This is a genomic window from Pseudomonas sp. FBCC-B1565, assembly GCF_059133265.1.
Map to the genome: position 1 here is coordinate 1,602,622 of NZ_CP101438.1, position 25,914 is coordinate 1,628,535.

A 25,914-nucleotide genomic window follows, 5' to 3' on the forward strand; every position below is an offset into this window, starting at 1 on the left:
TCGACTACATTAGCGCGCCTCGACAGACTGAACTGGTTTGACGAGATACGGTGAAGTGTCCGAGTGGCTTAAGGAGCACGCCTGGAAAGTGTGTATACAAGAAATTGTATCGAGAGTTCGAATCTCTCCTTCACCGCCAAATTACGAAAACGCAAACCCCTGATTTTCCTAGAGAAAGTCGGGGGTTTGTGGTTTTTGGCGTCCAAAAAATAGCCTCATGGGACCACCATGGGACTGGTGCTCTATATTGGTGCGAAAAACGGAGCGTGCGGAACCCGGGAGCTTAGGGTGGTTTTCACGCCAAATCATCTGGCGCATATTGGGCTCGACGCCGGTCGATATTTGCGTCCACGAGCCCATCTGTAATAACTCTCCAAAGGAGCGGAACGAGATGAATCAGCAGCAATGGAACGAGCAGGTGGAAACCGTGGTGAATACGCACTCGGAAGCTATTGATGAACTCAAAGAATTTCAGCTTCATCTGGAAGGAGATAAGGGCGCTAACGCACTGATACAGATGCACGAAAGGCAGATGGCTAGTGCAGGAACCTATATCAACCTCATCTTAGTAGCAGGCTATGCAGGGTTTTTTGGGCTTTGGTCCACACTTTCCCCGAAGCTACCGCCTCGGTTGTATGCCCTCTGTGGGCTTCTTGCTGTGCTTTCTCTGGTGTTATTTATAGCTTGGGAGGTCATCAAGATGATATGGAGCAACATCCATATGTCTCGAACGAGCGCGATGATACAAAACATGAGTGGGCCAGAACTTATCCAGCGGTTCATCGCATCAAGTCAGTTATTTCAAGTTCGGTCACAGAGGGTATGGTGGTTTTTTTTGGTCCCTTCAGTGCTAAGCGGTTTGGCTGCAGGCTCTCTGTTAATGTGGATTTTCTGCTATCAATTGTGGCAAGCCTTTCAATAAGGCTTTACGAACAGAAAGGAATCCCCGCTATGCCGATGCTCCCAACCGAAAAAGACAGCCCGCGCACCATTGCCGAAGCGCGTAGTAAATTCATCCTCTTGAAAGAAAACATCGAAAGGGTCAAGAACGAACCGGCGAAGCGGCACGGCTTTGCGATGTACACGCTGGGCTATCTGGCTGCGCTGCTGACTCATGGGTTAGTCAGCCAAGCCGTACATGACCAGTTGAACCAAGAGCTGGATGTGACCCTAGATGAAATCCATAAAGGTTTAGACCTGTAGGATTACCAATAACGCCGCTTATGTTCAATGGCCCCCCACATCTGTGCCAAGTGTGGGGGCCTTTTCACGGCCCTCGGAAACCAGCACCCCTTGGATTGGTATACCGAACCAAGGGAAACTGGCAGCTATAGTCCTAAAGCGGCATGCAATATCTTCTAAGGCTGCGATACATCCATTCGCCGCTCTATGATATCCAGCAAGTCACACCCATCCCGCAACGGGATAGAGCACAGTAAAGCAAAGTCGCTGAGTACCACCGCATCGCTGCTTATCTCACTACGCAGCGCAAGGTTCTCAAGCACCTGCGTCACAGCACGAAGTCGATAGTTCGCAGCGTCGAGGAGGATTTCAAGCGGGACGGTTGTGTCGACAAAAAGGGCGGGTGTGGTGCTGTCGTTGCTGGTGAGGGCCATGTATTGGTTCATGCGTTAAGTCCGTTCACTTAGGGGGGGAGCCACGCATTTGTCGCCAAACAAAAGGTGGCAGCTGTACGCAGGTTGGCGAACCGGGACAAGAACGGACAAAGACCGGCAGACCCGAAGGTCTCCCACGCACAGCCACCATGGAGCAGCTTATTGCGTACAGGGGCATCCCGCAAATCTGCCGGGAGGCTTCTGCCGTCTTGTAGTCGGGTCGCTAAACCCAATCGCTCTTCGAGCGACCCGGTGACTATAGGCATGGAGATGATGAGGTGGGAGAGTGGCGCTTCCGGAAAGCGCGTAGAACATTTCGCAAACTTGTGATGTTGCTCAAGGTGCCAGCAACCAATTGCTATAGGTTTCCAGAAAGCTAAGGTCTCGGGACTATCGAGGTAAGAAAATCGAGTTGTGCTAGGGAAAATATTTCTCTAGCATCTGACCTCATGGCTACTCTTCACAGTGAACGAAACTGGAAAATAAAAATCTATCCCGACGACCACGCGCCACCGCACTTTCACGTGCAGACCCCGGATGGCGAGTGTTTGGTTCAGATAGAAGGGCTTGTCGTGCTTGGCGCAGGTGCCGAAACAAAGGCCTTGAAAGCCGCCCTGAATTGGGCAAAAGCTCATATCGCTGATCTTCATCGGGTATGGGATGAACAAAACCGGAGGAACTGACTTATGACCAGCAAGCTTCGCATTTCTGCTGTGCAACCAGTTGCCGGCAAGCATGCTCTAGAAATCGAGTGGAACAATGGTAAGCAACATACCGTCGATCTCATCGATCATATAAAAACTTTCCCCATCCTCAAGCCGCTTATGGACCTGGGGCTCTTCAGCCAAGTAGCTGTAGGTGAATGGGGCTTTGATGTGACATGGGGCAATGACCTTGAGCTGTCTGCCGTGACCTTGCACCGCCTGGCACTGGAGCAGTCCGGCGAGGTTATGCTCACGCAGGATTTCAGAAAGTGGATGCTCAGCAACAATCTTTCCCTGTCCGCCGCTGCGGTCGAATTGGGCTTCTCACGTAGGACTATCACGGCCTATAGTAGTGGTGCTGCTTTGATTCCCAAGCACGTAGGGTTGGCGTGTAGAGGGTGGGAGTATGAGCACCAAACTCAAGTGTCAATGGTGTGCAAGTAGGCTCGGTACTCTCTCGAAAGGGCGGCCAATTCAGCCGCCCTTGTTCATATCACGCCCGCACATACACCCAAGCCCTCAACCCCGAAGCCAACCCCACCTCCACCCGCTTGTAGTCCGACACTTCATACGCATCCGCCGCCGCCAGCTCCTGCTCCGTAATCCGGAACACCATCCCCTCAATCCTGGCGCCTGCCTCAGCGCTCGGCGCCACAATCGGATGATGCGTCTTGCCACTACTCGCCAGCACATCCGGGTCGGTGATCTCCACCCAGCTCTGTGAATAGCCCAGCATCGCATCCTGCTGGCCGGTCAGCTCACGGCCGAAGTTGGCCAGTTGTACGGATTTGTCCTGCAGCGTGCCGTAGGAAAATAACAGCACGAGGTGTTCGGTGGCGCGGTTCATTTGCGTTCCTTAAGCGAGGAGGTCTTCGTAGAAAGCCCCATAGGGTTTGCTCGGATGGGCGATCTGGATTTCCAGGATCCACAGGCCGGCGTTCGGGTAGTGCTCGAAGTCACCCAGGTCGCCACCGCGGTGGATGGCGTGGGGGAAGTCGCTGACGCGGTGGCCCTTGATGTCGAGGTTCAGTTGCCAGCCCATGGCCAGGGCTTGTGCTTCGGCGTAGCGGTAAAGCTCCTGGCCGACGACCTGGTCGTTTTTCCAGCGGGCTTGCACGCGGTCGAACAGTGCTTTGGCGGCGCTGGCGCAGGCGTGCATGTCCGGGTCGTTGCCGATGGCGAAGGTGGCGCCGGCGTCACCTTCGTGACCCTGCCAGACGGCGCCCATGTCGATGAAGAAGATGTCGTTGTCGCCCAGCATCGGATCGCCGTCGGAGCGTTGTTTGAAGGTCTTGAGGGTGTTGGCGCCAAAGCGCACCAGCAGTGGGTGCCAGATGCGCTGCATGTCGAGTTCGGCGAGGACGTGTTTGCCCAGTTCGCGGGCTTCGGATTCGAGCATGCCGGGGCGGATGCGTTGGGCGAGGTGTTCGATGGCTTGCCAGGTCATGCCTTGGGCGTAGCGCATGGCGTCGATGCTGTAGGCGGCGCCCACAGCTTCCTTGGGTTGTGCGGACACCGGTATCTCCTTGGGTTTCGTTATGCTTTTTACTATATAGCGGTAAGACTCTGGCGCCCAAGGGGATTTTTTATAAATGCAGCCAGGCCAGGCTCCCCAATATCACGGCTGCTCCGCCTGCCGTATACGACAGGCGCTTCAACCATTCCCGCCTGGTGAGCAAGGTGATCGCCGCCAACGAAATCGCGATCTGAATCGCGGTCATCGCTTGGGCCCAGCGATGGTGCTGGTGCAGCGCCTGTTCCGACTTTTCATCCCATTCCTTTGAGGTGGCCTCAAGCTTTTCGGCCTGTTTGCGCACGTCTTCCTTCTGGCTTCTATAGCGCTCGATCTCTTCCTTGTAATGCACCGCATCCACACCGGGGATGTGGGTGGCCAGTTCTGCCAGGTTTTGCCGGCTGGATTTGGCCTGGTAGTAGTTCCACTGGTTGGCGGCCTCGGTCTTGAAGATGGCGGCGTTGTTCTTGTCCATTGCCGCTTCGCTTTCGGTGGAGCCGGCCTGGTAGCTGAGCATGGCGCCAAGGGTGGCCATCAGCGCGGTCATCACGGCGATGCGGCTGGCGAAGTTGTCACCGCGGCCGTGGGCATGTTCGGTGGTGTGTTCGATGTGTTTTTCGTGGGGGCTGGGGACTTCGAAGGCTTCGGACATGGGGGCGTCTGTGAAGGGACTGAGGGAGTCTGATTCTTCACCAGTGAAGCTGTCTCAATCCTGTACGTAACGCTGCAAACCTTCGACAAGCGCGTCGAACATCACGCGGCAGCGCGGGCTGCTGCGCAGGTCTTCGTGCATGGTCACCCAGGTGTCCAACTTGAGTGCAAAGCCTTCCGGCAGGACCCGGCGCAGGCGGGGATCGCGCTTGGCCAATTGGACCTGGCACCCGCCGATACCGGCACCGGCACGGATCAGTGCCAGTTGGGCTAGGTCGCTGTCGCTGCTGAGGGCAAAGGCGCTGCGCTCGAAACCCTTGATGGCCAGGCTGCGGATAAATGCGTTTTCCTGGTCGAAACCGATCACTGAGTGACCGGCCAGGTCTTGCATCAACAGGGGCGTGCCGTGTTGCTGCAAGTAATCGTCGCGGGCGTGCAGGCCTACTTCGATCAGGCCGATGCGTCGCGCCAGCAGTTGCTCCTGGCTGGGGCGGACCATGCGCACGGCGATGTCGGCTTCCAGTTGCAACAGGTCGCTCAGGCGGTTGGTCAGCACCAGTTCGACCTTGAGGTGCGGGTGTGCCCGGCGCACTTGCGTGAGGATCGGCGGCAGCACTTCCACGCCGACCACTTCACTGGCGGACACGCGCACCACGCCGCGCACTTCATCACCCTGGGCAGACGCTGCACGCTCAAGTGCCGCCGCTGTGCGCTCCATGGTTTCGGCGTGGGCGCGCAGCGTGTGGGCCACGGCCGTGGGCAACAAGCCGGTGGGTGAACGGGTAAACAGCACCACGCCCAGCGCCGTTTCCAGCGCGGCGATGTGCCGGCCGACCGTGGGCTGTGTAATGCCGAGTTGCCGTGCGGCCCCCGACAGCGATCCTTCCCGGAACACGCCAAGGAACGACCGGTAAAGCTCCCAACCAATATTCGTTGCCATGCATAAATGTATAGCGCCTGAATGGTCTTCGACAATTCCTCTATAGCCTGGCCGCGCAGAAAATGTCCCCATCAACCAGCGTGGGAGCGTGTGATGAATACAGTATTGGTGTTGGGTGCAACCGGTGGCATTGGTGGCGAAGTCGCACGGCAACTGCTGGCGGCGGGTTGGCAGGTGCGCGCGTTGACCCGTGATGCCGACAAGGCCCGTGGCCAGAACGCCGCATTTGACTGGCTTGAGGGTGATGCACTCAACCGCGATGACGTACTTGCCGCAGCCCGAGGCTGTGAAGTGATCGTGCACGCGGTCAACCCGCCGGGCTATCGGCACTGGGCCGAGCGGGTGCTGCCGATGATCGACAACACCATTGCGGCGGCCGTTGCTGAAGGCGCCACCATTGTGTTGCCCGGTACCGTCTACAACTTTGGGCCAGACGCGTTTCCCGTACTGCACGAAGACTCCCCTCAACACCCGCAAACCCGCAAGGGCGCGATCCGTGTGCAACTGGAGCAACGGTTATACGAAGCTTCAGGCAACGGAGCGCGGGTGCTGATCGTGCGCGCCGGTGATTTTTTCGGCGCGCAGGCGGCCAACAGCTGGTTTTCCCAGGGCTTGGTCAAACCTGGCAACCTCGTGCGCAGCGTCAACTATCCGGGGGCGCCAGGTGTTGCCCATCAGTGGGCGTACCTGCCCGATGTGGCGCGTACGATGGTTGAACTGCTCGAGCGCCGTGAAACCCTGGAGGCGTTCGCGCGTTTTCATATGGCGGGGCAGGTGGACACGGATGGCACACAGGTGAGCCGGGCGATCCAGCGCGTGGTGCTGCGTAGGACGGGGCAACGGCCTGTCGTCAGGATGTTCCCCTGGTGGCTGCTGAAAATAGCTTCGCCTTTTGTCGTCACCTTCCGTGAAATGCTGGAGATGCGTTACCTGTGGCAAACCCCTGTGCTGCTCGATAACACGCGGCTGGTTGCGGTATTGGGCGTTGAACCTTGCACGCCGCTGGATGAAGCGGTGGAGACGACCCTGGCCGGCATGGGTTGCCTGCCTCGGGCAGTGTGAAGTTTGGCACTAAAGGGCCTGTAGCATCGGCCTCTACGGCACTGGCCCATGCGCGGATCCAGGTGGAAGCCCTTAAGTGAGGGGACTGAGGGGGCAGATTTCCAGCGTAACGCTCTATAGCTCCAGTTGACTGGCGTTGATGCCGAACGCCTTGGCAATTTTTTCCCGCGTTGCACGGCGAGGTTTATTCACCGACTCTTGTTGGGCAAATGCGGATTGGGAAATGCCCAGGCGTTTGGCAACTTCTTCCTGGGTCAGGTTCAGGTGTTCGCGCCATGCACGGATAGGGGTTGCCCCATCCACCAGGCGGCTTACCACCGCATGGGGAATCAGATTTGGATCGTTCTGCCGGGCCAGATAATGTTCATAGGGAATCACCACAAAGGCTGGCTTGCCCTCCGTATTGTGGATGATCTGTACGGCAGTAGGTTCGCTCGTCACGCTTCTTGACCTCTTCAATGCTGACCACATGGATATCGCGATCCCAATCGAAAAGGACTCGGTAATTCCCCACGCGCAAGCGATAACCATGGGGGTAATTGACCAATGCCTTGACGTTGGCTGCCTCGGGCATGCGCTCGAGCGCTGACACAGCATCGCGTACCTGTTGCTGATGATACGTATGCAACCGAAGCAGTTGCTTTACGGATTTTCTAGTCCAGTGGATGGAGTTCATTGGAAGGTTAATAAGTCTTTTATAAGGTTATCAAGCGATATTTTCAGACGCGGGCCAGTGGCTGTTCGCGCTGCCCTCACAAACCGTAGACGCTCGCCGCTCACACCGACCGGTATAACTGTTTCCAGGTATGAGGCATTGATGTGAAGGGCCATCAACTGGGGAGTCGAGTCGATACAAAGTCGTGGAGGTTGCCTGTATGAGACCCGCCCCGCTATTGTGCTGAATCCTTTTAGTCTTTCCCTTGGGTTGTAGCGATGAATGCACCGCGTACCGCAGTCGGTCCGATCAAGGCCGTGATTTTCGATATGGACGGGTTGTTGCTGGACACGGAAGGCATCTACACAGAAGTCACGCAGATCATCGCTGAACGCTACGGTCGCACCTACGACTGGGGCATCAAGCAGCACATTATCGGGCGCGGTGCCCAGGACCTGGCGGAGTATGTGGTGAAGGCGCTGGATTTGCCGATCACGCCGGCCGAATTCCTCAAGATCCGGGAACCGCTGATGAGCGAGCGTTTCCCCAAGGCCTTGGGCATGCCCGGCGCTGAGGCCTTGGTGCGGCACCTGAAGTCGCACAATATCCCGATTGCCGTGGGTACCAGTTCGTCGCGCAATTCGTTTGGCCACAAGACCACCTTGCACCGCGAATGGTTTGGCCTGTTCGACACCATTGTCACCGCTGACGACCCGGAAGTCGGCGCCGCCAAACCCGCGCCAGACATCTTCCTCACTGCCGCCCGCCGCTTGGGCGTGGCACCGCAGGATTGCCTGGTGTTCGAAGACTCACCCTTCGGCGTCACTGCTGCGAAAGCCGCCCATATGACCGCCATCGCCGTGCCGGACGAAGCCATGGCCGACAGCAAGTATCACCACGCCGACCAGATCATCCGCAAGCTCGCGGACTTCGACCTGGCGGCCTACGGCCTGCCACCTCGAGCCTGATTGATCGCGGTTAAAAATGTGGGAGGGGCGGTGCGACGATTCGACTTGCCCCTCCCACATTTGATTTGCGGTGTTCCGCAAATCCTAGGCGCTGAAGCCACCATCGATGGTCAGACTTGCACCGGTGATGTAGCCCGCTTCCGGCCCAGCGAGGTAAGCCACAAAACTGGCAATCTCTTCCACATGCCCATACCGCCCGACCGCCATCAACCCAATCAAACTCTCGGCAAAATCACTGTTGGCCGGGTTCATATCGGTATCCACCGGCCCAGGCTGCACGTTATTGATGGTGATCCCACGTGGCCCCAGATCCCGCGCCAAGCCTTTGGTCAACCCCACCAGCGCCGCCTTGCTCATCGCATACGGGCCACCGCCACCAAACGGCATGCGCTCGGCGTTGGTGCTGCCGATATTGATCACGCGGCCGCCTTCACCCATATGCTTGGCCGCTTCCTGGGTTGCGATAAACACGCTGCGCACGTTGATCGCCAGGGTCTGGTCAAAGTCTTCCAGCTTGAAATCCTCCAGCGGCGCAATGGCCAGTACGCCGGCGTTGTTCACCAGGATGTCCAGTCGCCCAAAGGCTTCGACGGTGGCGTTGACCGCATTGCGTATCGCATCGGCATCGGCGCTGTCGGCGTGGATCGCCAGGGCTTTGCCGCCTTCGCTGATCACGCTGTTCTGCAGTTCTTCGGCCTTGGCGGCCGAGCTGACGTAGGTAAAGGCAACGGCTGCGCCCTGTGCGGCAAGACGTTTGACGATGGCGGCGCCGATGCCGCGAGAACCGCCTTGAATCAAGGCGACTTTGCCGCTGAGGTTTTGTGTGGTCATGTCGATCTCCAAGCTGTTCAAGGCGGGATGCCTTGTTGTTGGAACCGAGTATCGACCTCGCCAGCCCCTCCCGGTAGACCAGGATTGCTATAGTCTGTGTAAACCAAAAGTTTAGAGTGGGCGATATGGAAAGCTTTGGCAGTATCGAATGTTTCGTGCGCAGCGCCGAAGGTGGCAGCTTTGCCGAAGCGGCGCGGCACCTGAGCCTGACACCGGCGGCGGTGGGCAAAAGTGTCGCCAAGCTAGAGGCGCGCTTGGGTGTACGCCTGTTCCAGCGCAGCACTCGGCGCCTCACCCTCACTGAAGCCGGCAAGCTGTTCCTCGAAGAGGTCAGCGGCAGCCTCACCACCATCCAGAACGCCGTGGCCAACCTGGCCAGCGCCGAAGGGCGGCCGGTGGGCACCTTGAAAGTGAGCATGGGCACAGTATTTGGCAATCGCTACGTGATGCCACTGTTGGGCGCGTTTATGCGTCGCTTCCCGGACATCAGCCCGGACTGGCATTTCGATAACCGCCAGGTCGACCTGATCGGCCAGGGCTTCGATGCCGCCATTGGTGGTGGCTTCGAGCTGCCTCAGGGGGTGGTGGCGCGCAAGTTGACGCCGGCCCATCGAGTGCTGGTGGCGTCCCCGGACTACCTGGCGCAGCGTCCTTCGGTGCGGGTGCCCGAAGATTTGGCGCGTTGCCACGGGATCCTCATCCGTTCACCGCAGACCGGTCGTATACGGTCCTGGCAATTGACCAGTATCGAGCGTGAACACCGCCCTCTGGTACTCAAGCCGAGCATGACCATGAGCGACTCCGAAGCCGCCTGCTGCGCCAGCGCCCAAGGCCTGGGCATCGCCTTGGTGAGCATGCCTATGGCCGTGCCATTCCTGGACAGCGGCGCGGTGGTGCGGGTGCTGCCCGACTGGTACGTCGACGACGGCAACATCTCCATTTACTACGCCGAACACAAACTGCTGCCCGGCAAGACTCGCGCGTTTGTGGATTTCATCATTGAGCAATTCGCCGAGCAGCAGTTGAACCAACGCTTCAGCGCGGCCAACCGATGACTTTTTTCGCCCTCGGCGTCGCATAAGTCCTGATCTTCGACGTCGACAGTCCCAACCGCACCAGCGACTCGGCAATGGTCACCGCCGCCGTCACCCCATCCACCACCGGCACGCCGGTGCGCTGGCGAATCTGCTCATCCAGCCCGGCCATGCCGCCACAACCCAGGCAGATCACCTCGGCCTTGTCTTCGCTGATGGCCAACTCGGCCTGGCGCACGATGGCTTCCATCGCCGCCAACGGGTTTTCTTCCAGCTCCAGCACCGCCATGCCACTGGCGCGTACCGAGGCGCAGCGCTGGTACAGGCCGGCCAGTTTCAGGCGGTCTTCGATCAGCGGCACAGTGCGGTCCAGGGTGGTCACCACCGAATAGGCGTGGCCGAGGAACATCGCGGTGCTGGCGGCGGCTTCGGTGATGTCCACCACCGGCACGTCGAGCAATTCCTGCAAGCCTTCACGACCATGCTCGCCATAGCCGGCCTGGATCACCGCATCGAACGGCTGGTCGTAGGCCATTACCCGGTCCATCACCGCGATGGCCGCCAGATAGCTTTCAAAGTTGCCCTCCACCGATTCGGCGCCGAAGTACGGCGTGAGCCCGACAATCTCTGTGCCCGGCGCAGCCACGGCGCGCGCCTGCTGGGCGATGGTTTCGGTAATGGATTCGGTGGTGTTGACGTTGACCACGAGGATACGCATGGAAGGTCCTTGATTAATGACTGACGTTATCGACGGCAATGCTTTCGCCACTGACATCGGCGTAGAACGGCTGGCGCTTGGCGATCAGCAAGTACAGCAGCCCTGCAATACCGGCGCCAAACATCCAGGAAAACGGTGAGACGCTGGCGAAACCCGGTAACAAAGCCAGGAGAATGGCGATCACCGCTGCAGGAACAAACGCTGCCACCGCACGCAAATTGACTCCACGGCTGTAGTAATAAGCGCCGCTTGGGTCTTCGCTGTACAACTGCGGCACGTCGACCTGGCCTTTCCGGATCAACCAGTAATCGACCATGATCACCCCATAAAGCGGCCCCAGCAGCGCGCCCAGGCCGGAGAGGAAGTACACGATCACCAGCGGGCTGTTGTAGAGGTTCCACGGCAGGATCAGCACCGCCACGGTGGCGCTGATCAATCCGGCGCGACGGAAGTTCAGGTACTTGGGCGCCAGGTTGCTCAGTACAAAGGCCGGTGCGACAAAGTTGGCCATGATGTTCACCGCCACGGTGACGATCAGGAACGCCAGGCAGCCCAGCACCAGGAAGAAGGTATTCGGGATGGCGGCGATGATTTCGGTCGGGCTTTCGATGACCCGGCCATTGAGCTGGAACTGCCCGCCGCACAGCAGCACGGTGATCGCGGCAAACACCAGGATATTCACCGGCAGGCCCCAGAAGTTACCGACCTGAATGGTCTTGCGGCAGGGCGAGGAGCGGGCGAAGTCACAGAAATTGAGGATCAGCGTGCCGTAGATCGCCAGCCACAGCGCGCCACCAGCAAAGATATTGCGCCACATCTCGCCGCCGCTCAGCGGCTCGCGGATCGACCAGGCGATGTTGCCGCCCGTTTGGAAATACATCCAACCGGCCAACGACGCCACGGTGAGCAAAATTACCGGCCCGGCGAAGCCTTCGTAGCGGCGTACCATTTCCATGCCGTAGGCCAGGATCACCAGTTGCACCAGCCAGATCGCCACGAAACACACCCAGCCGAGGGACGACAGGCCCAGGATCGAATTGTGGTCGTATTCGGCAAAGCCCGGATGAATCGCCGTCAGCAACACGCGGAAAACCACCGACGCCAGGTAGGTCTGGATGCCGAACCAGGCAATCGCAATCACCGCGCGGATCAACGCCGGAATCTGCGCGCCATGAATGCCGAAGCTGATACGGCTGATCACGGGAAACGGCACACCGGTCTTTTGCCCCATGTAGCCCGACAGGTTCATGAAGAAATACACCAGTGCCGCACCGATACCGAGGGACAACAGAATCTGCCAGCCGCCCAGGCCCAGTGCATACAAGCCAATGGCAAACGAGTAGTTGGCGATGTTGTGTACGTCATTGGTCCACAGCGCAAAGATGCTATAGCGACCCCAGCGCCGGCCTTCAACCTTGGTGGGCGCCAGGTCCTTGTTGTGCAGGCGTGGGCTCAGCACCAGAGGGCTGGGCTCGATGGCTTCGGGCTTCAGGGAGGAGGGCAGATCCAGTGCGATGTTATTCGAGAGGCTTGTACGCATTCCGGCAGGCTCCAGCGCATCGGCAGCCAGGCCGCGGATGGCAAAGTGTATGTAGGTTTTGTATTTATTGTATACAAAGCGTATTTCACCTTAAGCCACTTGCGTGCCAGTTTTTGATCTATGAAAACCTTGGGTAATTTCGTTTTTTTAGGTTCATGAAATAACTAGCTGAATTTAAAGCGATATAAATTGACCGTTTGAACAGTTATTTATTTTTTGGTGGGAACCGGGCGATTTGCAAAGACAAAAGACAGGTGGGGAGAGGTGTTACGTAATGGTGCGCCACAAGATGGATTGCACACATAAATGGCACCGATAGTTACATGTGTGTGTACACGTTCAGTGGCCAACACAAATCAAATGTGGGAGGGGGCTTGCCCCCGATTGCGGACTGCCAGTCACCATTGATCTGGCTGACCCACCGCTATCGGGGGCAAGCCCCCTCCCACATTTTTTACAGCGCAACTTCAGGCCTTGCTGATGATATTCCCGGCATGCAGCCCGCATTCCTTCTGCGTGGCTTCTTCCCACCACCAGCGACCTTCACGCTCATGCTGGTTCGGCAGCACCGGGCGGGTGCAGGGCTCGCAGCCGATGCTGATGAAGCCGCGCTCATGCAGGCTGTTGTAAGGCAGCTCCAGCATGCGGATGTAACCCCAGACTTCCTCACTGGTCATCTGTGCCAGCGGGTTGAACTTGTACAGGGTGCGTTCCGGTGTCGAGAAGGCCGTGTCGATTTCCAGCGCCGCCACCTGGCTGCGGGTGCCTGGGCTCTGGTCGCGGCGCTGGCCGGTGGCCCAGGCTGTGACGCCGGCGAGTTTACGGCGCAGCGGTTCGATCTTGCGCACGCCGCAGCATTCGCCGTGGCCATCCTTGTAAAAGCTGAACAGGCCTTTCTCTTTGACGAAGGGCTCCAGCTTGCTCTGGTCCGGCGAGATCAACTCGATATTGATCTTGTAGAACTCGCGCACCTGCTCGATGAACCGATAGGTCTCCGGGTGCAAGCGCCCGGTGTCGAGGCTGAACACCTTGACGTTCTTGTTCAGCTTCCAGGCCATGTCTACCAGCACCACGTCCTCGGCGCCGCTGAAGGAAATCCACAGGTCATCACCGAACTGGTTGAAGGCCAGCTTGAGAATGTCCTGGGCGGATTTGTTGGCATAAGTCGCGGCGAGTTCAGCGACGTCGAAGGCTTGGTTCATCAGGACGGTTCCTACAGGTCAGTGGCGCTGAGCGCTCTATAGGGGAGCGATGGTATCAAAATCCGCCCTGCGTTGCGGCGGCGAGCATGAATCGCTAGAGTTCGGCAGTCCTTTTGCTCGCTCAACCAACAACATCTATAAGGGAGTGTCTTGTGGAAATTGCCTGTCTCGACCTGGAAGGGGTACTGGTTCCGGAAATCTGGATCGCCTTCGCCGAAAAAACCGGTATTGAATCCCTGCGCGCCACCACCCGGGACATTCCCGACTACGACGTACTGATGAAGCAGCGCCTGCGCATCCTCGACGAGCACGGGCTCAAGCTCGCCGACATCCAGGCAGTGATCGCCACCCTCAAACCGCTGGATGGCGCCGTCGAGTTCGTCAACTGGCTGCGCGAGCGCTTCCAGGTGGTGATCCTGTCCGACACCTTCTACGAATTCTCCCAGCCGCTGATGCGTCAGCTGGGTTTCCCGACCCTGCTGTGCCACCGGCTGATTACCGACGAAACTGACCGTGTGGTGAGTTACCAACTGCGCCAGAAAGATCCGAAGCGCCAGTCGGTATTGGCCTTCAAGACCCTCTACTACCGCGTGATCGCCGCCGGCGACTCCTACAACGACACCACCATGCTGGGCGAAGCCGACCGTGGGATTCTGTTCCATGCGCCGGAAAACGTGATCCGCGAATTCCCGCAGTTCCCGGCGGTGCATACGTTTGAGGATTTGAAGAAAGAGTTCATCAAGGCCTCGAATCGGTCGTTGAGCCTGTAAGGCTTTCAGCGCGGCTGATGGCCTCTTCGCAGGCAAGCCAGCTCCCACACTTGACCGAGTTCCATCATGAGAATGCAGTCAAATGTGGGAGCGGGCTTGCCCGCGAAGAGGCCAGCCCAGTCACTACAAACCGTCCAGTGTCTCCAACAACACCCGCACCTTCGTCAGCGACTCCTGGTACTCCGCCTCCCATTCCGAGTCCGCGACAATCCCGCCGCCGCCCCAGCAACAAACCTGGCCATCCTTCACCAGCAAACTGCGAATGGCGATGGAACTGTCCATTTCGCCGCGCACATCCAGATACACCAGCGAGCCGCAGTACAACCCACGGCGAGTCGGCTCCAGCTCGTCGATGATCTGCATCGCGCGGATCTTCGGCGCGCCGGTGATGGAGCCGCCTGGGAAGCTGCCGGCGATCAGGTCGAGCGCGTCCTTGCCGTCGGCCAGCTCGCCGATGACGCTGCTCACCAAGTGGTGCACGTTGGGATAGCTTTCCAGGCTGAACAACTCCGGCACGCTGACCGAGCCGGTGCGGCAGGTGCGACCGAGGTCGTTGCGCAGCAGGTCGACAATCATCAGGTTTTCGGCGCGGTCCTTGGGGCTGGCCAGCAGTTCGGCGGCGTTGGCCGCGTCTTCCTGAGGCGTCAGGCCGCGTGGGCGGGTGCCTTTGATCGGGCGGGTTTCGACCTGGCGTTTGCTGATGTGCACGAAACGCTCTGGCGACAGGCTCAGCACCGCACCCTCGTCCGGCAGGCTCTGGAATCCGGAGAACGGCGTCGGGCAGGCTTCGCGCAGGGCGCAGTAAGCGACCCATGGATCACCGCTGCACGGCGCGCGGAAACGCTGGGCGAAGTTGACCTGGTAACAGTCTCCGGCCTGGATGTAATCCTGGATACGCACAATGGCCTGACGGTAAGCCTCGGCGGTGAGGTCCGGCGTCATGGGGCCCTGGAGTTTGAACGTCGCCGATGTGTCGGCAACGTCATGGCTGAACAACGCGATCAACCGCTGCCGTTCGTGCTCGGCCAGGGTGGGATGGAACACCAACTGGCTGGTCTGCGCCTGGTGATCACTGGTAAACGCCCAGGCATACAGGCCAAAGCGCGCATCCGGCAGGTGCAGGTCGTCCGTTGCCAGATGCGGCATTTGCTCCAGATGCCGACCAAAGTCATAGCTCAGGTAGCCGATCAGTCCACCGGCAAACGGCAGCTCATACCCGGCGGGCAGATTTGCTTCACCTAGCTGCGTGAGATTTTTCCGCAAACGTTGCAAGAACTCGCCACCGCTTTCATCGGGCGATACTGTCAACGTGACGTTCGGCCAGGCACTCAGCAGGTCATACCGGCCACGCTCAGCCGCCGGCCGGCCGCTGTCCAGCAGCACCGCGCCAGGCGCATGGCGAATCGCCGCGAAATACTCGGCGGGGTTGGCTCGATAGGGCAGCGGGTGTACAGAGCAGGTCAGCATTTAGCCTTCAACCGGTGGAATATGCCCAAACATTTCTTGAACGAACTTCACCCGCTCCTCCGGCGTTTCCGTCACGCCAGCGGCGTTCAGCTCCTCCAACCGCGCTTCCACTGCATGGGTACGCAGGGTCAAACCGCAGTCATTGGCAATCTGGATATTCAGCCCAGGCCGCGCATTCAGCTCCAGGATCAAAGGGCCTTTCTCCTGGTCCAGCACCATGTCCACGCCGATATAGCCCAGCCCGCATAACTCATAGCAGCCGGCGGCGAGCTTCATGAACCCATCCCAGTTGGGCAATTGCACGCCATCCACCGCATTGGTGGTGTCGGGGTGTTTGGTAATGATGTTGTTCAGCCAGGTGCCGCGCAGGGTCAGGCCGGTGGCAAGGTCCACACCCACGCCAATGGCACCCTGGTGCAGGTTGGCCTTGCCGCCCGACTGGCGGGTCGGCAAGCGCAGCATGGCCATCACCGGGTAGCCCATCAGCACGATGATGCGGATGTCCGGCACGCCTTCGTAGCTGATGCTCTTGAAGATCTGGTCGGGCACCACGCGGTACTCGATCAACGCACGATCACGGTGGCCGCCCAGGGAGTACAGGCCGGTGAGGATGCTAGAAATCTGATGCTCGATTTCTTCATGGCTGATGATCTTGCCGGACACCGTGCGGTAGCGTCCTTCAAAGCGGTCGGCGACCACCAGGATGCCGTCACCGCCAGCGCCCTGGGCCGGCTTGATCACGAAGTCGCTGCGCCCACCGATGATCTCGTCGAGCTTGTCGATTTCCTTCTCGGTGCTGATCACCCCGTACATTTCCGGCACGTGGATGCCGGCCGCCAACGCGCGTTCCTTGGTGATGATCTTGTCATCCACGATCGGGTAAAGGCTGCGCTTGTTGTACTTGAGCACGTAGTCGGCGTTACGCCGGTTGATGCCCATGATCCCGCGCGCTTCCAGGGCTTTCCAGGTCTTCCAGAAGCCGAACATTACTGGTCAGCCTTCAAGAAGGCCTTGAAACGCACCAACTCGGTCAGGCGGTAACCGCGATAACGCCCCATGGCCAGCATGAAACCCACCAGGATCAGCAGGATCGCCGGGAAGGTGAACACGAAGTAGATCAGTTCCGGCACGCTCATGATCAGGTGTGCCAGGGACGCCGCGAACAGCGTACCAATCGCCACTTTCAGCGCATGGTTGGCGCCGCGTTCTTCCCAGGTGATCGACAGGCGTTCGATGGTCATGGTCAGAATCACCATCGGGAACAGCGCCACCGACAGCCCGCGCTCCAGCCCCAATTTATGGCTGAACAGGCTGATGGCCGCAATCAGCACCACCACGAAGGTCAGCACCACCGAAAGTCTCGGCAGCATCTGCAATTTCAGGTGTTCCAGGTACGACCTGAGCGACAGCCCCAGCGCCGTGATAATCGTGAACAGCACAATCCCGAAGCCCAGTTGCGTCTCGCGGAACGCCAGGGCGATCAGCACCGGGGTGAACGTGCCTAATGTCTGCAGGCCGATCAGGTTGCGCAGGATCAGGATCACCAGGACGCCGATCGGGATCATCACCATGATCATGAAGGTCTGCTGGGTTTGCAGCGGCAAGCCGTACAGCGAGTATTCGAGGAAGTTGGCGTCGGTGTTCTCGTCGGTCAACTTGGCCAGGCGAATCGCGTTCATCTCGCTGTTGTTCAGGCTGAAGGTCACCATGGCCTTCTTGCCGCCGTCGACGGTGATCAGGTTTTCATCACCGGTCCACCACAGCAGGCGGTCGGCGGGCAGGCCCTGTTCGCCGGTTTCCGGGTTGAAGTACAACCAGTCATTGCCGTTGAAGCTGCGCAGCCACAGCTCCGGGGTTTGCGGCTGGTCGGCGACCAGGCGGATGGTGTGGACTTTTTCCACCGGCACATGGGCGATGGACAGCAGCAATTCGACGATCTTGGCTTTGTGCGGCGTCGACGGGTCTCCCGCCAGCAGCAGCTTCACGTTGTCGTCGTTGAGGTTGTTGGTGCGCTTGATCGCTTCGGTGATAAACGTCTCGACGTCGGCCGAGTGCTGGCGGATCGGTGCCAGCAGCGCTTCGGCGGCGATTTTTTCCGGGCCTTCCACGGCAATGCTGTCGCGGAACGTGGGGCCCTTCACTTTGACTTTTTCGCCGCTGTAGCGCTTGGTCAGCACCAGGCGGTAATACAGGGTCTGGTTGCCCTTGGCGCGGCGGGCCGACCAGGTGACCTTACGGTTGCCGTCGATGCGGTTGACGCTCACCCCATAGTTATTCGAGATGAAGCTTTCGTTGAGGCTGACGAAGTCGCGGCTCAAGGGCGGCACGAACATCTGGATCTTCACCGGGTCTTTCGGGTTGGCGACGAATTCGACCTTGGCGTCGATGTTCCACAAGTCGTCGGTGGCGTCCTCGGTGACGGGGATCCCCAGCACGAAGATCTGATAAGCGGTGACCGAAATACCCAAAACCACCAGGATGGTGATCAGGATCTTCAGGTGCAGGGTCAGAGAGCGCATTCGGTTTACTCGGCGGTATGAGCGTCGGCGGCGCAGGCGGGTTTGCCTGCTGCGTATTTAAGACTGGGGTCGACCAGCGCATCAAAGCGTTTCAGCGCTTCGGAGCCGATCAGCAGCGGGTATTGGAATGCGCTGCGGTCAGTCAAGTTCACTTCGATGCTGCGTAAAGCAGTGCCCATGCAGATATCCAGGGCAATCACCGGACGGGCGGTGTAGTTCTTGTCCTCATCGGGGTCGTAGTCACCGGCGCGGCGCTTGATCTTGCTGACGCGGGCCAGGGGACGCTCGATGGGATGGGAATGGGCGGTGTCGATGGCTAGGTAGAAGCGCACCCAGGATTCGCCGTTGCGCTTGAAGCGCTTGATATCACGGGCACTGAGCGAGGCGGTCTTGGCCCCGGTATCCAGTTTGGCCGCGACTTCCAGGTCGATACCGGCCAGTTGGGCGTATTCGTTGAGGCCATAGACGGTCTTCTCGGCGGCAGCGCCGAGGCCGGGTGCGGTTAACAGGCACATTAATAGAAGGAAGGGTTTGAGTCTCATAGATCCCGAGGCGGCAGTGCGATGTTCAATTCAAGGCGACTGGCATTGCTGCGCAAACTCCCTCGTACGCCGTTTCATCCAATGATGTCAGGCAAAAGTGCCGGGCATTCTAACATGATGCTTTTTTGGCGCCAGCGCTGGCAGGCGGCCATGCCCCTATTGGGTGCAACCCTGGTTATTAGACGATTGTCGACAATATGGATTTATTCTTTGACTATCCTGGGCTGATTGGCTAGTTTTTGCGGCATTGCTTTTAAAGGTGTCGACAATATGCTGGATCAGCTGGAATCCCCAGTGGTGGCGCAAGACGATTCACAGACCATGTCCGAGAACGTCTTCCGACGTATCCAGGCCGCCATCGTCAAGGGGGAGATCGCGCCCGGCAGCAAGATCTCCGAGCCAGAGCTGGCGCGCACCTACGGCATCAGCCGTGGCCCGCTGCGTGAGGCGATCCACCGCCTGGAAGGCCAGCGCCTGCTGGTGCGCGTGCCCCACGTTGGCGCCCGGGTGGTGTCGCTGAGCCACGACGAACTGATCGAACTCTACGAAATCCGCGAATCCCTCGAAGGCATGGCCTGTCGCCTGGCCGCCGAGCGCATGACCGACGCGGAAATCGAAGAACTGCGCCAGGTGCTGCACACCCATGAACGCGACGAAGCCTTCCAGGCCGGCCTCGGCTATTACCAGCAGGAGGGCGACTTCGACTTCCACTACCGAATCATCCAGGGCGCTGGTAACCGCACCCTGACGCAGATGCTCTGCGGCGAGCTGTACCAATTGGTGCGCATGTACCGCATCCAGTTTTCCGCCACCCCCAATCGTCCACGCCAGGCCTTTGCCGAGCACCACCGCATTCTTGACGCGATTGCCGATCGCGACGGTGAACTGGCCGAACTGTTGATGCGCCGGCATATCGGCGCATCCAAACGCAATATTGCCCGTCACTTCCCGGACGGCACTCCCCCATCACGAGGTGAATGATGAGTTCCAATAACAAGACGACTCCAGGCCAGCGTTTCCGTGACGCGGTCGCCAGTGAACACCCGCTGCAGGTGGTCGGCGCAATCAACGCCAACCACGCACTGCTGGCCAAGCGTGCCGGGTTCAAGGCGATCTACCTGTCGGGTGGCGGGGTGGCGGCTGGCTCCCTGGGTGTGCCGGACCTGGGCATCACCGGCCTGGACGACGTACTGACCGACGTACGCCGCATCACCGACGTGTGCGACCTGCCGTTGCTGGTGGATGTGGACACCGGCTTCGGCTCCTCGGCGTTCAACGTGGCGCGCACCGTCAAGTCGATGATCAAGTTTGGCGCGGCGGCTATCCATATCGAAGATCAGGTCGGCGCCAAGCGTTGCGGTCATCGCCCGAACAAGGAAATCGTGTCCCAGCAGGAAATGGTCGACCGTATCAAGGCCGCCGTGGATGCGCGCACCGATGACAGCTTCGTGATCATGGCGCGTACCGATGCGCTGGCGGTCGAAGGCCTGGAATCCGCGCTGGAACGTGCCGCCGCCTGCATCGAGGCCGGCGCCGACATGGTCTTCCCGGAAGCCATCACCGAGCTGGAGATGTACAAACTGTTCGCCTCCCGCGTGAAGGCACCGATCCTGGCCAACATCACCGAGTTCGGCGCCACGCCGCTGTACACCACCGAACAGTTGAAATCTGCCGATGTTTCCATCGTGCTGTACCCGCTCTCGGCTTTCCGCGCCATGAACAAGGCCGCCGAGAACGTCTACACCGCGATCCGTCGCGACGGCACCCAACAGAACGTGATCGACACCATGCAGACCCGCATGGAGCTTTACGATCGCATCGACTACCACACCTTCGAGCAGAAGCTCGACGCGCTGTTTGCCGCGAAAAAATAACCCGGCGCACTCCCAAATAAATTCAAGATTGGAGAACAGACATGGCTGAAGCAAAAGTATTGAGTGGGGCCGGCCTGCGTGGCCAGGTGGCCGGGCAGACCGCATTGTCCACCGTGGGCCAGGCCGGTGCCGGCCTGACCTATCGCGGCTACGACGTGCGCGAACTGGCTGCTGATGCGCAATTTGAAGAAGTCGCCTACCTGCTGCTGTACGGCGAGCTGCCGACCAAGACCGAGTTGGCCGCCTACAGCGCCAAGCTGGGCAAGCTGCGCGACCTGCCGCAAGCGCTGAAGGAAGTGCTGGAGCGCATCCCCGCCGATGCGCACCCGATGGACGTGATGCGCACCGGTTGCTCCTTCCTCGGCAATATCGAGCCGGAAAAAGACTTCAGCGTGCAGCGCGACGTTACCGACCGCCTGCTCGCCGCGTTCCCGGCAATCATGTGCTACTGGTACCGCTTCAGCCACGACGGCAAGCGCATCGACTGCGTGACCGACGAGCCGAGCATCGGCGGCCACTTCCTGCACCTGCTGCACGGCAAGAAGCCCAGCGAGTTGCACGTCAAGGTGATGAACGTGTCGCTGATCCTCTACGCGGAACACGAATTCAACGCCTCGACGTTCACCGCCCGGGTGTGTGCCTCGACCCTGTCCGACCTGTATTCCTGCGTCACCGCCGCCATCGGCTCGCTGCGCGGCCCGCTGCACGGCGGCGCCAACGAGGCGGCGATGGAGATGATCGAGCGTTTCTCGTCGGCTGAAGAAGCGGTCGAAGGCACCCTCGGCATGCTGGCGCGCAAGGACAAGATCATGGGCTTCGGCCACGCGATCTACAAAGACAGCGACCCGCGTAATGAAGTGATCAAGGGCTGGTCGAAAAAGCTTGCGGACGAGGTGGGCGACAAGGTGCTGTTCCCGGTCTCCGAAGCCATCGACAAGACCATGTGGGAACAGAAGAAGCTGTTCCCCAACGCCGACTTCTACCACGCCTCGGCGTACCACTTCATGGGCATCCCGACCAAGCTGTTCACCCCGATCTTCGTGTGCTCGCGCCTGACGGGCTGGGCGGCGCATGTGTTCGAACAGCGCGCCAACAACCGCATCATCCGTCCAAGCGCCGAATACACCGGCGTTGAGCAGCGCAAGTTCGTGCCAATCGAACGTCGCTGAATGGGAATGCCGACCATCCCGAATTGTTAACCGGATCAAATGTGGGAGGGGGCTTGCCCCCGATTGCAGTCTGTCAGTTGATGCAGCTGGCACAGACCCACCGCCATCGGGGGCAAGCCCCCTCCCACATTTGACCGCATTTCAATTCTGGATCGGTGCAGGTCCTCCCTTTGTTATCACCGTGACCGAGTCCTGACGATGAACACTGAATTTCGCAAACCGCTCCCCGGCAGCCGCCTGGATTTCTTCGACGCCCGCGCGGCTGTCGAGGCAATCACCCCCGGTGCCTACGCCACCTTGCCGTACACCTCCCGCGTGCTTGCGGAAAACCTCGTGCGCCGTTGTGACCCGGCCACCCTCAATGCATCCCTGAGCCAGTTGATCGAACGCAAGCGTGACCTCGATTTCCCATGGTTCCCGGCCCGCGTCGTCTGCCACGACATCCTCGGCCAGACCGCCCTGGTCGACCTCGCCGGCCTGCGTGATGCCATCGCCCTGCAAGGCGGTGACCCGGCCCAGGTCAACCCGGTGGTGCCGACCCAACTGATCGTCGACCACTCCCTGGCCGTCGAAGCCGGCGGTTTCGACCCGGACGCATTCGAGAAAAACCGCGCCATCGAAGACCGTCGCAACGAAGACCGTTTCCACTTCATCGAGTGGACCAAGAAGGCCTTCAAGAACGTCGACGTGATCCCGCCCGGCAACGGCATCATGCACCAGATCAACCTGGAGAAAATGTCCCCGGTGATCCAGGTGCGCGACGGCGTGGCCTTCCCCGATACCTGCGTTGGCACCGACAGCCACACACCCCACGTGGATGCCCTGGGCGTGATCGCCATCGGTGTCGGCGGCCTGGAAGCCGAGAGCGTGATGCTCGGTCGCGCCTCGTGGATGCGCCTGCCGGAAAGCGTCGGCGTTGAACTGACGGGCAAGCTGCAACCCGGCATCACCGCCACCGACATGGTGCTGGCGCTGACCGAGTTCCTGCGTCAACAGAAGGTGGTCGGCGCCTGGCTGGAGTTCTTCGGCGAAGGCGCCTCGGCACTGACCCTTGGCGACCGTGCAACCATCTCCAACATGGCCCCGGAATACGGCGCGACCGCGGCGATGTTCTACATCGACCAGCAGACCATCGCCTACCTGAAACTCACCGGCCGTGAAGACGAGCAAGTCACCCTGGTGGAGCAATATGCTCGCCACACCGGTCTGTGGGCCGATGACCTCAAGGGCGCGCAGTACGAGCGTGGGCTGACCTTCGATCTGTCCAGCGTCGTGCGCAACATGGCCGGGCCGAGCAACCCGCATGCTCGTTTAGCGACCAGCGATCTGGCGTCCAAGGGTATTTCCGGCCAGTGGGACGAAGTGCCCGGCCAAATGCCTGACGGCGCGGTGATCATCGCCGCCATCACCAGTTGCACCAACACCAGCAACCCGCGCAACGTGATCGCCGCAGGCCTGCTGGCGCGCAACGCCAACAAGCTGGGGCTGACGCGCAAGCCGTGGGTCAAATCGTCCCTGGCACCCGGCTCGAAAACCGTGGCCATGTACCTGGAAGAAGCCGGCCTGGGCCATGAGCTGGAAAAGCTCGGCTTCGGCGTGGTGGCGTTCGCCTGCACCACCTGCAACGGCATGTCCGGCGCACTCGACCCGGTGATCCAGCAGGAAATCATCGACCGCGACCTGTACGCCACCGCTGTGCTGTCGGGCAACCGCAACTTCGACGGGCGAATCCACCCCTACGCCAAGCAAGCATTCCTCGCGTCGCCACCGCTGGTGGTGGCGTACGCGATTGCCGGCACCATCCGCTTCGACATCGAAAAAGACGTGCTCGGCCTCGACGCCAACGGCAAGGAAATCCGCCTGCAGGACATCTGGCCGAGCGACGAAGAGATCGACGCAGTGGTCAAGGCCTCGGTCAAGCCGGAGCAGTTCCGCCAGGTCTACATCCCGATGTTCGCCATCCACGAAGACACCGGCCCGAAAGTCGCGCCGCTGTACGACTGGCGCCCGCAAAGCACCTACATCCGCCGTCCGCCGTACTGGGAAGGCGCCCTGGCCGGTGCCCGTCCGCTCAAGGGCATGCGCCCATTGGCGGTGCTGCCGGACAACATCACCACCGACCACTTGTCGCCGTCCAACGCGATCATGCTCGACAGCGCCGCCGGCGAATACCTGGCGAAAATGGGCCTGCCGGAAGTCGACTTCAACTCCTACGCGACCCACCGTGGCGACCACTTGACCGCGCAGCGCGCAACCTTCGCCAACCCGAAACTGTTCAACGAAATGGTGGTGGAAAACGGCAAGGTCAAGCAGGGTTCCCTGGCGCGCATCGAGCCGGAAGGCCAGGTCACGCGGATGTGGGAAGCCATCGAGACCTACATGGAGCGTAAGCAGCCGCTGATCATCATTGCCGGCGCCGACTACGGCCAGGGCTCGTCCCGCGACTGGGCGGCCAAGGGCGTGCGCCTGGCCGGTGTGGAGGCGATTGCCGCCGAAGGGTTCGAGCGCATCCATCGCACCAACCTGGTGGGCATGGGCGTGCTGCCGCTGGAGTTCCTGCCGGGCACCGACCGCCACACCCTGAAGATTGATGGCAGCGAGACCTATGACGTGGTCGGTGCGCGCACTCCGCGCGCGCAGTTGACCCTGGTGATCAACCGCAAGAATGGCGAACGTGTCGAGGTGCCGGTGACCTGCCGCCTCGACACCGCCGAAGAAGTGTCGATCTACGAGGCGGGCGGCGTGTTGCAGCGTTTTGCCCAGGACTTCCTGGAATCGGCGGCGACAGCCTGAGAGGACACCATGGCACACGTAGCGCAAATCAAGATCCCTGCCACCTACATGCGTGGCGGCACCAGCAAGGGTGTGTTTTTCAGCCTCACGGACCTGCCCGAACCGGCGCAGGTGCCGGGGGCTGCGCGTGACGCCTTGCTGTTACGGGTAATCGGCAGCCCCGACCCCTACGACAAGCAAATCGACGGCATGGGCGGCGCCACCTCGAGCACCAGCAAAACCGTGATCCTGGCCAAAAGCACTCGCGCCGATCATGACGTGGATTACCTGTTCGGCCAGGTCTCCATCGACAAACCCTTCGTTGATTGGAGCGGCAACTGCGGCAACCTGTCGGCGGCGGTCGGTTCCTTTGCCATCAGCGCCGGCCTGGTCGATCCGGCACGCCTGCCCCACAACGGCGTGGCTGTGGTGCGTATCTGGCAAGCCAACATCGGCAAGACCATCATTGCCCACGTGCCGATCACTGACGGCGCGGTACAGGAAACTGGCGACTTCGAACTGGATGGCGTGACCTTTCCGGCCGCCGAAGTGCAGTTGGAATTCATGGACCCGGCAGCGGATGAAGAGGGCGGCGGTGGTTCGATGTTCCCCACCGGCAACCTGGTGGACGACCTGGAAGTGCCTGGCGTCGGCACCTTCAAGGCAACGCTGATCAACGCCGGTATCCCGACCATCTTTATCAACGCCGAAGACCTCGGCTACACCGGCACCGAGCTGCAAGGCGCGATCAACAGCGACCCGAAAGCCCTGGCAATGTTCGAGACCGTGCGGGCTTATGGCGCGTTGCGCATGGGCCTGATCCAGCACCTGGACGAAGCCGCCCAACGCCAACACACGCCGAAGGTGGCGTTTGTGGCCAAGCCGGCCGACTACGTGGCGTCCAGTGGCAAGGCGATCAAGGCGGGTGATGTGGACCTGCTGGTGCGTGCGCTGTCCATGGGCAAGTTGCACCACGCGATGATGGGCACGGCGGCGGTGGCAATCGGCACGGCGGCGGCGATTTCCGGGACGTTGGTCAACTTGGCGGCGGGCGGTATTGAGCGCAACGCGGTGCGCTTCGGGCATCCGTCCGGTACCTTGCGCGTCGGCGCTGAAGCCACCCAGGTGGAGGGCGAATGGGTGGTAAAAAAAGCCATCATGAGCCGCAGCGCCCGAGTGCTGATGGAAGGCTTCGTACGCATCCCCGGCGATGCTTTCTAAAGGTCCTCCTCTATCCAATGTGGGAGGGGGCTTGCCCCCGATAGCGGTGTTCCAGTCGACAGATTCATCCACCGATCCACTGCCATCGGGGGCAAGCCCCCTCCCACAGGTGATCTTTATTCCAAGGCGGACACCTTAGATCTGCC

At 60.1% G+C, this 25,914-nt stretch carries 27 protein-coding genes, 1 tRNA gene and 1 pseudogene; 14 read left to right on the plus strand and 15 right to left on the minus strand.

Annotation, left to right across the window (positions count from 1 at the left end; all coding sequences use genetic code 11):
* Nucleotides 1-49: 49 nt before the first annotated feature.
* The 3 genes from NL123_RS07675 to NL123_RS07685 all read left to right on the plus strand — a co-directional run bounded on the left by NL123_RS07675 (nt 50) and on the right by NL123_RS07685 (nt 1,203).
* Nucleotides 50-139 (plus strand) — tRNA-Ser (locus tag NL123_RS07675).
* A 252-nt stretch (nt 140-391) separates the two neighbouring features.
* On the plus strand, nt 392-922 hold the full coding sequence (locus NL123_RS07680) for a hypothetical protein (protein WP_494357523.1): 531 nt from the start codon (nt 392-394) through the stop codon (nt 920-922).
* 29 nt (nt 923-951) lie between these two features.
* The gene (locus NL123_RS07685) at nt 952-1,203 is read left to right on the plus strand and encodes a hypothetical protein (RefSeq protein WP_494357524.1); all 252 of its coding nucleotides are present in this window, start codon (nt 952-954) and stop codon (nt 1,201-1,203) included.
* Between the two features lie 155 nt (nt 1,204-1,358).
* On the opposite strand, the gene NL123_RS07690 is transcribed toward NL123_RS07685, so the two are convergent.
* Complete coding sequence (locus tag NL123_RS07690; RefSeq protein WP_248483711.1) at nt 1,359-1,628, minus strand: short-chain dehydrogenase; 270 nt, start codon at nt 1,626-1,628, stop codon at nt 1,359-1,361.
* Nucleotides 1,629-2,065: 437 nt separating this feature from the next.
* Here NL123_RS07690 and NL123_RS07695 point away from each other — a divergent pair, with 437 nt between their 5' ends.
* Together NL123_RS07695 and NL123_RS07700 are read left to right on the plus strand one after the other, a co-directional pair.
* Nucleotides 2,066-2,299 (plus strand): DUF4160 domain-containing protein, encoded by a 234-nt coding sequence (locus tag NL123_RS07695; protein WP_248483709.1) that lies wholly within the window; start codon nt 2,066-2,068, stop codon nt 2,297-2,299.
* Between the two features lie 3 nt (nt 2,300-2,302).
* Nucleotides 2,303-2,764: a DUF2442 domain-containing protein gene (locus NL123_RS07700; protein WP_494357525.1), complete on the plus strand. Its 462-nt coding sequence runs from the start codon at nt 2,303-2,305 to the stop codon at nt 2,762-2,764.
* A 49-nt stretch (nt 2,765-2,813) separates the two neighbouring features.
* Here the strand turns inward: NL123_RS07700 and NL123_RS07705 are convergent, their stop codons facing one another.
* The 4 genes from NL123_RS07705 to NL123_RS07720 form a co-directional block, all read right to left on the minus strand.
* Nucleotides 2,814-3,167, minus strand: coding sequence for a gamma-glutamylcyclotransferase family protein (locus tag NL123_RS07705; protein WP_494357526.1), 354 nt, complete (start codon nt 3,165-3,167; stop codon nt 2,814-2,816).
* A 9-nt stretch (nt 3,168-3,176) separates the two neighbouring features.
* Nucleotides 3,177-3,836: a M24 family metallopeptidase gene (locus tag NL123_RS07710; protein WP_179040733.1), complete on the minus strand. Its 660-nt coding sequence runs from the start codon at nt 3,834-3,836 to the stop codon at nt 3,177-3,179.
* Between the two features lie 70 nt (nt 3,837-3,906).
* Nucleotides 3,907-4,485, minus strand: a complete 579-nt coding sequence (locus NL123_RS07715; RefSeq protein ID WP_071493905.1) for a DUF4337 domain-containing protein — start codon at nt 4,483-4,485, stop codon at nt 3,907-3,909.
* A gap of 54 nt (nt 4,486-4,539) precedes the next feature.
* Nucleotides 4,540-5,424 carry a LysR family transcriptional regulator gene (locus NL123_RS07720; protein ID WP_248483700.1) on the minus strand — a complete coding sequence of 295 codons (885 nt, stop codon included), beginning with the start codon at nt 5,422-5,424 and terminating at the stop codon, nt 4,540-4,542.
* A 93-nt stretch (nt 5,425-5,517) separates the two neighbouring features.
* Here NL123_RS07720 and NL123_RS07725 point away from each other — a divergent pair, with 93 nt between their 5' ends.
* Nucleotides 5,518-6,486, plus strand: a complete 969-nt coding sequence (locus tag NL123_RS07725; RefSeq protein WP_494357527.1) for an NAD(P)H-binding protein — start codon at nt 5,518-5,520, stop codon at nt 6,484-6,486.
* A gap of 114 nt (nt 6,487-6,600) precedes the next feature.
* Here NL123_RS07725 and NL123_RS07730 read toward each other — a convergent pair whose 3' ends face one another.
* The gene (locus tag NL123_RS07730) at nt 6,601-6,957 is read right to left on the minus strand and encodes a helix-turn-helix domain-containing protein (RefSeq protein WP_071491428.1); all 357 of its coding nucleotides are present in this window, start codon (nt 6,955-6,957) and stop codon (nt 6,601-6,603) included.
* Nucleotides 6,911-7,162 (minus strand): annotated as a pseudogene (locus NL123_RS07735) (type II toxin-antitoxin system RelE family toxin); the annotation flags it as partial. The pseudogene NL123_RS07735 and the gene NL123_RS07730, both read right to left, overlap by 47 nt.
* Before the next feature lie 257 nt (nt 7,163-7,419).
* Between NL123_RS07735 and NL123_RS07740 the strand changes: the two are divergent.
* Nucleotides 7,420-8,109, plus strand: coding sequence for an HAD-IA family hydrolase (locus tag NL123_RS07740; RefSeq protein WP_248483696.1), 690 nt, complete (start codon nt 7,420-7,422; stop codon nt 8,107-8,109).
* Between the two features lie 84 nt (nt 8,110-8,193).
* Here NL123_RS07740 and NL123_RS07745 read toward each other — a convergent pair whose 3' ends face one another.
* Nucleotides 8,194-8,940, minus strand: a complete 747-nt coding sequence (locus NL123_RS07745; RefSeq protein ID WP_058427505.1) for a 3-oxoacyl-ACP reductase family protein — start codon at nt 8,938-8,940, stop codon at nt 8,194-8,196.
* Between the two features lie 125 nt (nt 8,941-9,065).
* On the opposite strand from NL123_RS07745, the gene NL123_RS07750 reads away from it, so the two are divergent.
* Nucleotides 9,066-9,995 (plus strand): LysR family transcriptional regulator, encoded by a 930-nt coding sequence (locus NL123_RS07750; RefSeq protein WP_058427399.1) that lies wholly within the window; start codon nt 9,066-9,068, stop codon nt 9,993-9,995.
* On the opposite strand, the gene NL123_RS07755 is transcribed toward NL123_RS07750, so the two are convergent.
* The 3 genes from NL123_RS07755 to NL123_RS07765 all read right to left on the minus strand — a co-directional run bounded on the left by NL123_RS07755 (nt 9,976) and on the right by NL123_RS07765 (nt 13,434).
* Nucleotides 9,976-10,692, minus strand: coding sequence for an aspartate/glutamate racemase family protein (locus tag NL123_RS07755; protein ID WP_248483694.1), 717 nt, complete (start codon nt 10,690-10,692; stop codon nt 9,976-9,978). The genes NL123_RS07750 and NL123_RS07755 overlap by 20 nt on opposite strands.
* 13 nt (nt 10,693-10,705) lie before the next feature.
* On the minus strand, nt 10,706-12,232 hold the full coding sequence (locus tag NL123_RS07760) for an NCS1 family nucleobase:cation symporter-1 (protein ID WP_248483692.1): 1,527 nt from the start codon (nt 12,230-12,232) through the stop codon (nt 10,706-10,708).
* 467 nt (nt 12,233-12,699) lie between these two features.
* A complete protein-coding gene (locus NL123_RS07765) occupies nt 12,700-13,434 on the minus strand; it encodes a phosphoadenylyl-sulfate reductase (RefSeq protein ID WP_494357528.1) in 735 nt (244 codons plus the stop codon).
* Between the two features lie 152 nt (nt 13,435-13,586).
* Here NL123_RS07765 and thrH point away from each other — a divergent pair, with 152 nt between their 5' ends.
* Nucleotides 13,587-14,204: a bifunctional phosphoserine phosphatase/homoserine phosphotransferase ThrH gene (gene thrH / locus NL123_RS07770; protein WP_102592290.1), complete on the plus strand. Its 618-nt coding sequence runs from the start codon at nt 13,587-13,589 to the stop codon at nt 14,202-14,204.
* Between the two features lie 123 nt (nt 14,205-14,327).
* Here thrH and pabB read toward each other — a convergent pair whose 3' ends face one another.
* Genes pabB through rloA form a run of 4 tightly spaced genes read right to left on the minus strand, consistent with a single transcriptional unit; the run spans nt 14,328 to nt 18,732 of the window.
* Nucleotides 14,328-15,671: an aminodeoxychorismate synthase component I gene (gene pabB, locus NL123_RS07775; RefSeq protein ID WP_494357529.1), complete on the minus strand. Its 1,344-nt coding sequence runs from the start codon at nt 15,669-15,671 to the stop codon at nt 14,328-14,330.
* Entirely contained in the window at nt 15,672-16,658 is a 987-nt protein-coding gene (locus NL123_RS07780; protein ID WP_071493892.1) for an alpha-L-glutamate ligase-like protein, read from the minus strand.
* The gene (gene rloB, locus NL123_RS07785; protein WP_058427392.1) at nt 16,658-18,190 is read right to left on the minus strand and encodes an osmotic stress tolerance membrane protein RloB; all 1,533 of its coding nucleotides are present in this window, start codon (nt 18,188-18,190) and stop codon (nt 16,658-16,660) included. The genes NL123_RS07780 and rloB overlap by 1 nt, the downstream gene beginning before the upstream one ends.
* 5 nt (nt 18,191-18,195) lie before the next feature.
* The gene (gene rloA / locus NL123_RS07790) at nt 18,196-18,732 is read right to left on the minus strand and encodes a retropepsin-like aspartic peptidase RloA (RefSeq protein WP_248483688.1); all 537 of its coding nucleotides are present in this window, start codon (nt 18,730-18,732) and stop codon (nt 18,196-18,198) included.
* A 270-nt stretch (nt 18,733-19,002) separates the two neighbouring features.
* On the opposite strand from rloA, the gene NL123_RS07795 reads away from it, so the two are divergent.
* The 5 genes from NL123_RS07795 to prpF all read left to right on the plus strand — a co-directional run bounded on the left by NL123_RS07795 (nt 19,003) and on the right by prpF (nt 25,768).
* The gene (locus NL123_RS07795; protein WP_058427390.1) at nt 19,003-19,713 is read left to right on the plus strand and encodes a GntR family transcriptional regulator; all 711 of its coding nucleotides are present in this window, start codon (nt 19,003-19,005) and stop codon (nt 19,711-19,713) included.
* Nucleotides 19,713-20,606 carry a methylisocitrate lyase gene (gene prpB / locus NL123_RS07800; RefSeq protein ID WP_021491517.1) on the plus strand — a complete coding sequence of 298 codons (894 nt, stop codon included), beginning with the start codon at nt 19,713-19,715 and terminating at the stop codon, nt 20,604-20,606. Before NL123_RS07795 ends, prpB begins: the two co-directional genes overlap by 1 nt.
* 41 nt (nt 20,607-20,647) lie before the next feature.
* Complete coding sequence (gene prpC / locus NL123_RS07805) at nt 20,648-21,775, plus strand: bifunctional 2-methylcitrate synthase/citrate synthase (RefSeq protein ID WP_310863377.1); 1,128 nt, start codon at nt 20,648-20,650, stop codon at nt 21,773-21,775.
* A 198-nt stretch (nt 21,776-21,973) separates the two neighbouring features.
* Nucleotides 21,974-24,568 carry a Fe/S-dependent 2-methylisocitrate dehydratase AcnD gene (gene acnD, locus NL123_RS07810; RefSeq protein WP_494357530.1) on the plus strand — a complete coding sequence of 865 codons (2,595 nt, stop codon included), beginning with the start codon at nt 21,974-21,976 and terminating at the stop codon, nt 24,566-24,568.
* 9 nt (nt 24,569-24,577) lie between these two features.
* On the plus strand, nt 24,578-25,768 hold the full coding sequence (gene prpF, locus NL123_RS07815; RefSeq protein WP_494357531.1) for a 2-methylaconitate cis-trans isomerase PrpF: 1,191 nt from the start codon (nt 24,578-24,580) through the stop codon (nt 25,766-25,768).
* Nucleotides 25,769-25,914: the final 146 nt, after the last annotated feature.